Below are 10,284 nucleotides of genomic sequence, written 5' to 3'. Positions count from 1 at the left end.
ATCATGACCTTCAGTCCTGCCCACTAGACAGACTGAATCACCGATATCTCTGCGTCGCAACTGCTGACTTTTTCAACGAAATCGGCCCATCTCGGACCTAACGGTAGCCCTCGCAGACCGTCTGTTTTCGGGCTACAATCAGAAGTGGGCCGTAGGACCGCCCCAAGGCCGGCTTTGACCCGAAGACAGCATCGCCTGTGGGCTCTCGGCACGGTTCCTGCAATGAAATTGCATGATCGCGCAGTACGCGAGAGACGTTGTCAGACCGATCACCGTCTGCCTAGATCTTCTGCGAAACGGAGGAGGTAACCATCAGGGTCTTGCACCAGAAATTGCCTGTTGCCCCGCTCTTCGCCCGCAATCTCGTACCAAGCATCGTGACAATCTCTGAAAAATGGCCAATTCGCTCCCCTCAGGGCTTCGACGAGGGGAGCGACCGAGTTGACGAACATTTGGAAGTTAATCCCGCGTCCCAACGGACGCTCAAGATTCCCTGTCTCCCAATTGCCGTTTCGCTGTTGTAGCATGAGCTGAGAGCCCTGCAACTCTATGTACATGAAGCGGTTCGCCGGTCGCTGATATGCGATTTGAAAACCGAGTATTCTGCACCAGAACGCCTCGCTCCGCTGCAAATCAAACACGTCCAACTCGGGGACCAGCCGGGCGAATCCTCCGGCAGGCAATCTGTTCTTCGATGTTTCCATTCCTCCGCGAGGCTCCCTGGGTGCAGCGCTGATCACTCGCATGTTCTTAGCATTCGCGAGCCGCATTGACGATCGCTTCCTTGGCGGCGTCGGTCAGCAGCGAGATCCGGTACGCAAGGACACGAACGCGACGTCGGGAGATTTTCTCATCTGGCGCTCGATCGCTCTGAAGATCGTCGCACGAGGCTCCGCCGAGGGGAAGACGATTCCGTCAACTGATCGATCCATTCCTCGGCGGACGCCAGCGAGCAGGAGCTAGTTGAGAGCGGCGATTCAGCCGAACGATTACTAGCAGCTCAGCTCAGAGGTTCCGCGCCTTTAGCGAGGCTTCTCGATTTTGTTCTCTGCATCTGTCTCCGACAGGCTCGGCTAAAGGATAGTGCAGCGGTTCGATCTTTGTTGCCTCAGGTCTGTTCGTCTTCGGGTTGATTGTCGCCCTCATCGAGCTCTTTCATGTTTTCAAGAATCTTCAGCAGATAACGCAGAGCGTGCACCGTGTCGTTGACGGAAATATCCGCCAGCACGTGATCATAGTAGGTATGGATCTTCGGTAGCGCGAGCGTCTACCAGACATGGCGACCAGTATCCGTCATCATGACGAGCCTTGATCTCGGTCGCGCTCGTCCTGAGCGATCGTCACGTGTCCGTCGCGCTCCATACGGCCGACGAGTCCCGCGAGGTTCTCGCCGGCTGACCCCGAGGTACTCGGCAAGGTCGCCGACGCTCATTCCGCTCTGTGCCTTGGGGCGGGGACAGCGCGCCCAGCACCGCCCATTGCTGGGTCGTTAGCCCTCCTCCTGCACGGCCCGGGCCCCCGATTTATGCAACATATTGGCCGCGTCGTCACTGGCGAAGAACAGAATGGCGCCGGGCAGATCATCCGGCCGGCCGATGCGGCCCAGCGGGATCGAGCGTGTGAAGGCCTCGACCAGCTTCGGAGGCGGAGATCATCGGCCTCGCCAATGGCGGCACCGATACGATCAACGCGATCAAGACGGCCGGCGAGTTCGGCATCGTCGCCGGCGGACAGAAGCTGGTCGGCCTGCTGCTCTTCATCAGCGACATCCATGCGCTCGGCCTGAAGGCGACGAACGGGCTCATGCTGACCACCGCCTATTCCTGGGATCTGAACGACAAGACTCGAGCCTTCGCTGAGCGGTTCGCCAGGCGCAGCAACGGCAAAGTGCCCTCGATGAGTCAGGTCGGCACCTATTCCGCCACGCTGGCCAATCTGCGGGCCGTCGAGAAGGTCGGCAGCGCCAAAGGCGCCGCGGCTGTCGTCGCGGCAATGCGCGACGCCTGCACCTTTGATGATCCGCTGTTTGGCAAGACGACCGTGCGCGTCGACGGCCGGGTCGTGCACGACATGTATCTGGTCGAGGTCAAGAAGTCGGAGCAATCGAAATAGCCATTTGATTACTACAAGGTGGCTTCTACGATCCCGGCCGGTCGCGCATTTCGCCCTCTGGCCGACGGCAACTGCTCGCTGGCGCAATGACGTCTCGCCTGCTCCCAAAGGTCAGGCCGGCGAGGAGCAGTCCGCGCAGTCGGAACGGCCGGCCGACTGCGATGCGCCCCGCCCGGTAGATCCGGACGGAGCGCGATCGGCTCACTCTGCGGTCTTGCGCGGCCGCGACCACAGGAGCGTGTAGCCCTCGCTGCCCTCGTCCTCGAACAGGTTGGCGTAGATCGGGGCGTTGAAGGAAGGATCGTCGAGCTTGAGCGAGAGATAGTCGCGTCCCTCCTCGGAGCGACGTGCCCAGGCGGCGCCGATCTCGACCCGTCCGGCATAGACGCGGTGGCTGGGCGCGTTCTCGTTGGAGCGGTTGGCTTCGGGGACGATGCGTACACCCTTGGCCTTGAGGCTCAGGGTGATGATCTCGCCCTGGAAATCGTCGCCGACCTTCTTGAAGGAACCGATGGAAGCCATGTTGTCTCTCCTTGGCTGGTTCGGGCCGCGACCACCGCGGCCTCGATGGCGCATATCGGACGAACGGCGAGCGACGGCGCACCCGAAGGGCTGAAGCGGCAGCGGAGGACGGCGTCGGCCAACTTTCTTGTCCCGCGAGGAATGGACGTTCCGTCCAGGGGAAGAAAGTTGGCCGGCGGCGTTGCGCTCAGGCGATCGAGGCCCAGCCGGCCTTCGGCCAGATCAAGCCATCACGAGGCAAGGTGCGTCACTGCCTGATCTGCTCACGGGAGAGACATGGTGCACTGAGGCTGCACAAGAGATCGGGATGATCAGGCGAAAGATCAGAAGCCACCAAGAAGAAAAGCGTGTGCCGATGTGTGCCCCTGGCTGCCAAACGTCCGTCACGCCCGGCGAAAGGCCTGGGACAGTGGAAATCCGAAAGGGGGGTCCAGCCGGTTCGAGCAGGGACGCGACTATCTCTCGCTCAAACTCGACGATCCTTCCTTCAACGCCCCGATCTACACCAACCTGTTCGAGGACGAGGGCAGCGAGAGCTCTACGCTCCTGTGATCCCGACCACGCTGAACAGAGGGGGCCGATCGTGGTCACGTCTTGCAGCGAGACTGGCAGGGACAGTTCGTAGACGAAAAACCGGTGCAAGGCGGCAGCCCGAACCAGGGATGTTCCGACCAGGCCGCGCTCGCACCACGCCGTAAAGGCCGACAAGCAAGACCAGTCCGAGAGGCCGTGACGAGAAGCAATTGCTGCCGATTGCAGGTATCGTCGCGCGGTCAGCGCATCACCACGGCCGCTCCCGCGCCACCGCGTGCAACGCGATTCAAGCAGACATGCATCTCGATGACGAGTGCAGAGAGTCGCTTGGGATATCGGCGCGGGCCGTTTAGCAAGGCAAAGGACCTGCAGAGTTGACGGCGCTCACGCGCCGCCTTGCCCGAAGGTCCAGACGGGAATGCCGAGGCGGCGAGCCTTGTCAGCGAGATTGCCTTGGATCCCGGAGCCCGGGAAGACCATGGCGCCGATCGGCAGCGTCGCCAGCATGGCGTCATTGCGCTTGAAGGGGGCGGCCTTATTGTGTCTTGTCCAATCGGGCTTGAACGCGATCTGCGGCACCTTGCGGTTCGATGCCCATTTGCTGGCGATCAGCTCGGCCCCCTTCGGCGAGCCGCCATGCAGGAGGACCATGTCGGGATGCTTGGCATGGACCTTGTCGAGACGATCCCAGATGAGTGCGACGTCATTGAAGTCCGGTCCGCCGGTCAGCACGATCTTGGGGCCTGGCGGCAGCATGACCTCCGTCTCAGCCCGATGCTTGGCAGCAAGGAAATCGCGGGAGTCGATCATGGCCGCCGTCAGCGTGCGATGGCTGACCTGCGATCCGGAGCGCGGCCGCCACGGCGATCGCGTATGGAGCTCGAAGGCCTCGGCGGCCAGATCGCGGAACAGCTCCATGGCGTTGCGACGCTCGACCAGTGACAGTCCTTCCGACGTCAGGCGCTCGAGCTCGACCGAGCGCACCTCCGAGCCGTTCTGCTCGCGCTGACTCGAGCGCTGCGCCTGCTCGTTGTCGTCGAGCTCGCGCTCGATGCGCATCGTGGCACGGTGGAACAGGTTGACCGTTGACCACAAGAGCTCCTTCAGCTCAGGCTCGAGGCGCGTCTCCGAGAGCGTCGCGACCAGGGCGTCGAAGATATCGGCGACCGCGCCGGCGATGACCCTGCCTTCAGGGAGCGGCCGAGGATCAGGCTCATCGTCGAAGGGGCGGTAGCCGTACAGCTGGAGTTCGGTCAGGGCGTTGTCGGTGCTCGACTGCGTATCGTGCGTCTCACGCATCTCGTCTTGCTGGTCGGACATGGGGACCTCGTCTATGTTCGGTGACCGCGTCGATCGCGGCCTTCCATGGCGATCTCCAAGACGGCGGGAGGACCGGACCAGAACCCGCTGATCCCTTCGAGCAGCGGGCCGGAGCGACAGCGGAGGATGGCGGTGTGCGCGGCTATTTTGCCTCGCGATGCAAAGGCCCGCCTGCGGGCCGGCGGAAAATAGCCACGCACCGCCATTGCCGGACCGGACCGCCTGCCGTCCGATCGCCTCTCAGAAGGCCCCGGCGCGGCTCTCTGACGCCCTGACGAGATCCTCTTGTCCCGACGGTGTGCGGCGAGCGCCGAACGACTCTCCAGCGTCGAGCCGACGTTTAGGTCGCAGCCGCGCTCACGAAGCGCTCGGCATCTTCGGGCAGCAGCTGATGACGCAAGACGTCCAGGAGCTTGGCTGTCCCTAAAACGCGTAGGTCTTCGTTGAAGTCGTCCAGGCGAGGGCATAATGCGATCGCCTTGATACCGGCGTCCAGCGCGCGTGTCGTCAACGTCTCTGCCGCGGCGATACCAGCAGCATCAGCATCGACAGCGACATAGATCCGGCGCAGCGTGGCCGGCCACAGCAGATTCGCCAGATGGTTGGCCGAGAGCGCAGCAGCAACCGGCAAGGTCGGCAGCACCGTCCGCAACGACAGCACGGTCTCGATGCCCTCACCGGCCACAAGCACGTCCTTGGCGGTCCCGAAGCGCACGGCATGCCCAAGCAGATCGCCCATCGCCCGGCGCGGCGTGTCGATTGGCGCCTTGCCAAGCCTGCGATCGTCGAAGCCATCGGGATCCAGCCAGGTGCGGTGAACCCCGGTGATGCGCCCCTCGAGGTCCGTCACAGCGGCAATCAGCGCGGGCCACGTCTCGACATCGGTGGCATCGTCCGGCCGATAGTAGCAACGTGGATGAAAACGTAGACCATCAGTGCCTGCGCGCGGGTCGATACCGCGATGAGCAAGATAGGCCTCGCCGCGCGTTCCAGACAGCGGCTGCCCCATCGCAAACAGCCGGCGAGCCGCTCTGGCGGAGTCGCGGGGGTGCACGGCATTCACAGCACCGACTGGAGGCTTGCGTTCCCAGTCCGGCAGCTTCAGAAAACGGCGCGCCTCCCCGGCAACCTCGTGAAAGCTGCTCAGGCCACAAACCGAGCCGATGACGTCGAGCAGATCGCCATGCTCCCCGGTCGCAGCATCCGTCCATTTGCCGGCCGGCCCCTTCGACGAGGCGTGCAATCGCACGAACAATGATCGGCCCGGCGTGTTGTTGACATCACCGACCAACCAATAGCGTCCCTGACGTCTGCCGTTGGACAGATAGCGACGGCACACCGCCTCGGCCTCACGCGCAAGGCGGCGCGCCAGTTCAGACGCGTCGTCTGACATCACGACAGCTCCCGCCCGCGGACCTCAGCAATTGGAAACCGCTCCAGAACGCTGGCTAGGATCGCCGGGCCGCCTGCATCGGTGGGCACGAACATCCGCAGCCTCCACGAGATGATCTCGCTGAACAGCCCGTAGGCCCTGAGACAATCCCGTAAGCCCGCAGGGAAGCCCAAGAGCTCGATCCGGTTGGCGCCCATGACGCGCACCCTCCGCAGCTGCAAGCCCTCATGAAGATCGAGTACATAGCCGTCACGCAGCACGGATGTGAACGCGTCATCGGGAGCGAGCGAAGGTCGCTCGGTCGACGCTGCGGTGACCCAACTGAGTGGCACCTTGCGGCCGATGATGCGCTCGCCCGCATCGGTCTGGAGCCGGTAGACCCGCGCGGACTCCTGAGGGAGGCGCTTCCAGATCGGCAGCAGAAGCCCTGTGACGAGGTAGATCGTGGTGGTCGTGAACTCCGGAATGGATGCGAGCTCCGCACTCCAGCCGGCCTTGAACTGCTCGCGGTCTGCCTCGGCCCAATCATGCTCGGCCAGCCTGGCGAGCGGTAGAGTCTGGCGTCGCATCGGTCCGATCAGATGGACGCGCTGCTCGATCTCGCCATCGTCGAGCAACCAGCTCGGCGCCGGCACCTGGATCGCCGCTCGCCCCGAGCGGACATGGGTCACGGGAACAGCGCGGCGTTGCAGCAGCCGCTCCAAGGCCTCGTTCAGCGGCATCGGCCGGTTGCGGTCACGCTGGGCGATGGTGACGAGATGCGTCTCGGCACCTGTTGCCAGATGGGTGTTGATGGTGCGCCGCTCCATGACGACGAAGCTTTCTGCACGCAGCGTCTCCAGACCGGCATCGAAAGTCCCGGATGCGATCGCGGCCTCGATCCGCGCCGCGAGCAACTGCTCGAACACCGTGAACAGGATGTTCTGCAGCTCGATGGTCAGCGCCAGCAGCCGGTTCAGGAATGTCGTGATCGGCGGCAGCTGGTCGCGAAGGCCGTTCTCGTCCGTGAGCTTCAATCCCGTGGCCTGCTCGAACCGCTGCAGCGAGCAGCTCCCCAATTGCCCACGGGCGAGCAGCCCATAGAACTGACGCAGGGCATCGCGGGCGTGCGGGCCTTCGAGATTGTCCTCCGGCCGGAACAGTCCCTGTCCGCCGGTCTGGCGCTGGCCACGGGTGATCGCGCCCAACGTGTCGAGCCGGCGCGCGATCGTCGACAGGAAGCGCTTCTCGGCTTTCACGTCGGTGGCGATAGGGCGAAAGAGCGGTGGCTGCGCCTGGTTGGTGCGATTGGTCCGGCCAAGCCCCTGGATCGCGGCATCCGCCTTCCAGCCTGGCTCCAGTAGATAATGCACCCGCAACCGCTTGTTCGTCGCCGAGAGCTCGGCGTGGTAGCTGCGGCCTGTGCCGCCAGCATCCGAGAACACCAGGATGCGCTTCCTATCATCCATGAACGCTGCGGCCTCAGCGAGGTTGGCAGAGGTCGCCCTCGTCTCGACCACCATCCGATCGCGGACGCGGACGATCCGTCTCGACCTGCCCGTGACCTCAGCGACCATGTCCGTGCTGAAGCGCTGAACGATCTGGTCGAGCGCACCCGGCACCGGGGCGAGCGAAGCGAGATGTTCGATCATCTGATCGCGGCGAGCGACCGCTTCGCGGCTCTCGACCGGCCGGCCATCGCGAGTGACCGGACGCGACAACAGATTGCCCTCGCCATCGGTGAACGGCTCGTAGAGCTGGACCGGGAAGGAATGGGCGAGATAATCGAGGACATATTCGCGCGGCGTGATGTCGACCTGGACGTCGCCCCATTCCTCGGTCGGGATCTCGGCCAGCCGGCGCTCCATCAGGGCTTCACCTGTGGAGACGATCTGGACGACCGCGGCGTGGCCAGCATCGAGATCGCGCTTGATCGCCTGAATCAGCGTCGGCGTCTTCATCGAAGTCAGGAGGTGCCCGAAGAAGCGCTGCTTGGCCGACTCAAAGGCCGAGCGCGCGGCCGATTTGGCCTGGGCGTTGAGCGTGCCGGTTGCGCCGGTGATGTTGGTCGCCTGCATCGCGGCCTCGAGGTTGTTGTGAATGACCGCGAACGCCTCGGCATAGGCGTCATAGATCCTGACCTGCTCGTCCGTGAGCCGGTGCTCGAGCGGCTCGTATTCGACGCCCTCGAAGGACAGCGAGCGCGCCGCATAAAGCCCGAGGGCCTTGAGATCGCGCGCCATCACCTCCATGGCCGCGACGCCGCCGTCCTCGATAGCCGCCACGAAGTCCGCCCGCGTCGCAAACGGGAAATCCGCGCCGCCCCACAGTCCCAGCCTCTGGGCATAGGCCAGATTGTGAACGGTGGTCGCGCCTGTCGCCGAAACGTAGACGATGCGGGCATTGGGCAGCGCGTGCTGCAACCGCAATCCGGCGCGGCCCTGCTGTGAAGCCGCCTGATCGCCCCGATCGCCCTTGTGGCCTGCGGCGTTCTGCATCGCATGGCTCTCGTCGAAGATGATCACGCCATCGAAATTCCGTCCCACCCAGTCGACGATCTGGCGCACGCGGGAAAGCTTCTCGGCCTTCTCGTCGGTCCGCAGCGTGGCGTAGGTCGTGAAAAGGATGGCCTCATCGAGCCGGATCGGCGCCCCCTGGCGGAAGCGCGACAGCGGCGTGACCTGAAGCCGCTCCATGCCGAGCGCTGCCCAGTCGCGCTGCGCGTCCTCGATCAGCTTGTCGGACCTGCTGATCCAGACCGCCCGGCGCCGGCCCTTCAGCCAATTGTCGAGCAGGATGCCGGCGACCTGGCGGCCTTTTCCGGCGCCCGTGCCATCACCGAGGAACCAGCCGCGTCGGAAGCGGACTGCCGTCTCCGTGTCCTCGCCGACCGCACGGGCCTGGTCGAAGGTCTCGTCGACCGTCCAAAAGCCGGCGAGGAGTCCACCATGCGCTTCGCCGGCAAAGATGAGACTCTCGAGCTGCGCGCCGGACAGCACGCCTTCGGTGACGATCCTGGCCGGAAGATGCGGCCGATAGGACGGCTTTGGCGGTGCGACGGAGGCCATCGCCGCCGACTGCACAAGCTTCGTGGGATGAGGCTGCACGCCCGGAATCCGGATCGACTGCAACTGATACGTCTCATAGAGCGCGTCAGTCAGGCGAGTTCCTTCGTCGGAGGCCTCATCCACGATGTCGTAGGCAAGCTCGCAGCCCTCAGGCTCACTGGACGTCGGCAATGGAGAGGAGCATGCGGGATCCAGATCCCGTCTCGAACGAATTTTTGCACGCTGACCTACCTGAGCGACAAACCGGCTGGCCATCGGCAGCCGCGGTGGCACGAGCGCCGTGATCCAGCCGAGCAACGTCCTGACATCAGGTGCCACCCCGGCAGATTGCGGAAACACACGAGCGTCCGGCGCTGGGCGCTTGTCGATCACGAGCATCCGTGTGGCGGTCGTCGTGCCCTGCCGCGCATAGACGGTGCCATCGATCGCCGCGGAGAACACCAGACGACCGCGCTCCTGCAGATGCACGAAGGCATCCGTCCAGGTCGGATTGTCGGGCGCAAGGCCGGCGGCCGTGATTGCGACCAGTCGCCCACCGTCTCCAAGCCGTGCGAGGGCCGAAGACACATGGCGCAACGCCGTATCGGCCAGCGGACGGTCCACACTCGCGGTCGCCGAGAACGGGGGATTCATCAGAACCACGCTCGGAACGAAGGCCGCATCGAGATGATCATCGATCTGCGCGGCGTCGAAGCGGGTCACGGTCAGACCCGCGAACACCAGATCGAGCAAGGCTGCGCGACTTGCAGCGAGCTCATTGAGCAGAAGCGAGCCGCCAGCAAGCTCCGCAAAGACGGCCAGGATTCCTGTCCCCGCCGATGGCTCGAGCACCCGATCGGCCGACGTCACTTGCGCCGCCGCGGCCGCAGCGAACGCCAAAGGCAGCGGGGTCGAGAACTGCTGAAGACTCTGGCTCTCGAGCGAGCGCCTGGTGTGGCTCGGCAGTAGGGCCGCGACCTTTGCGACCATCGGCAGCATGGCCGGGGGAGTGCCTTTGCTGGCCTTGATCATCGCTGGACCGTGCTTGACGAGGAACAGCACAGAGGCGACCTCACAGGCGTCGTAGGCCGTCTTCCAGTCCCAGCTTCCATCGGCGTCACTGGCGCTAAATGCGGTCTGCATGGCCAGGCGCAGGCACCTGGCATCGATCCGCTCGCCACGGGTAAGACTTTGCAGCAGCAGCTCGGCTGCACGAAGGACGGCCTTGGCGCGCGCAAGCAGCGCGAAGGGCGCAGTCGGACAGTTCGTCTCGGTGATCATGTCGAGGAACCTTCAAGGAGAGCGGAACAAGGAAGAGCTCCGCCGAACGCTCTCTCTGGTCCGGCGGACTCAATCGCTCTGCTCCGCCTCTCTCAC

General features: G+C 64.2%; 6 protein-coding genes and 2 pseudogenes. 2 read left to right on the top strand and 6 right to left on the bottom strand.

Going from position 1 to position 10,284, the window contains the following annotated elements:
• Positions 1 to 269: 269 nt before the first annotated feature.
• Positions 270 to 704: a VOC family protein gene (locus QX039_RS30885; protein ID WP_315773827.1), complete on the bottom strand. Its 435-nt coding sequence runs from the start codon at positions 702 to 704 to the stop codon at positions 270 to 272.
• Positions 705 to 1,108: 404 nt separating this feature from the next.
• Positions 1,109 to 1,564 (bottom strand): annotated as a pseudogene (locus tag QX039_RS30880) (MarR family winged helix-turn-helix transcriptional regulator); the annotation flags it as partial.
• Between the two features lie 86 nt (positions 1,565 to 1,650).
• Between QX039_RS30880 and QX039_RS30875 the strand changes: the two are divergent.
• On the top strand, positions 1,651 to 2,112 hold the full coding sequence (locus tag QX039_RS30875; protein WP_315773834.1) for an ABC transporter substrate-binding protein: 462 nt from the start codon (positions 1,651 to 1,653) through the stop codon (positions 2,110 to 2,112).
• A gap of 201 nt (positions 2,113 to 2,313) precedes the next feature.
• Here QX039_RS30875 and QX039_RS30870 read toward each other — a convergent pair whose 3' ends face one another.
• Positions 2,314 to 2,634 (bottom strand): DUF736 domain-containing protein, encoded by a 321-nt coding sequence (locus QX039_RS30870; protein WP_315773825.1) that lies wholly within the window; start codon positions 2,632 to 2,634, stop codon positions 2,314 to 2,316.
• Positions 2,635 to 3,063: 429 nt separating this feature from the next.
• Here QX039_RS30870 and QX039_RS30865 point away from each other — a divergent pair.
• A pseudogene (locus QX039_RS30865) lies at positions 3,064 to 3,186 on the top strand (DUF736 family protein); the annotation flags it as partial.
• Positions 3,187 to 3,552: 366 nt separating this feature from the next.
• Here QX039_RS30865 and QX039_RS30860 read toward each other — a convergent pair.
• The 3 genes from QX039_RS30860 to QX039_RS30850 all read right to left on the bottom strand — a co-directional run bounded on the left by QX039_RS30860 (position 3,553) and on the right by QX039_RS30850 (position 10,188).
• Positions 3,553 to 4,488: a DUF2493 domain-containing protein gene (locus QX039_RS30860; RefSeq protein WP_315773823.1), complete on the bottom strand. Its 936-nt coding sequence runs from the start codon at positions 4,486 to 4,488 to the stop codon at positions 3,553 to 3,555.
• A 340-nt stretch (positions 4,489 to 4,828) separates the two neighbouring features.
• A complete protein-coding gene (locus QX039_RS30855) occupies positions 4,829 to 5,881 on the bottom strand; it encodes a toprim domain-containing protein (protein ID WP_315773821.1) in 1,053 nt (350 codons plus the stop codon).
• Positions 5,881 to 10,188: a strawberry notch-like NTP hydrolase domain-containing protein gene (locus QX039_RS30850; RefSeq protein ID WP_315773819.1), complete on the bottom strand. Its 4,308-nt coding sequence runs from the start codon at positions 10,186 to 10,188 to the stop codon at positions 5,881 to 5,883. Before QX039_RS30850 ends, QX039_RS30855 begins: the two co-directional genes overlap by 1 nt.
• Positions 10,189 to 10,284: the final 96 nt, after the last annotated feature.

The sequence above is a fragment of the Bradyrhizobium sp. SZCCHNR1043 genome, assembly GCF_032489675.1.
Taxonomy (GTDB): Bacteria; Pseudomonadota; Alphaproteobacteria; order Rhizobiales; family Xanthobacteraceae; genus Bradyrhizobium.
The sequence above is the reverse complement of the archived record's forward strand: the minus strand, read 5'-3'. Positions and strand labels throughout refer to the sequence as shown.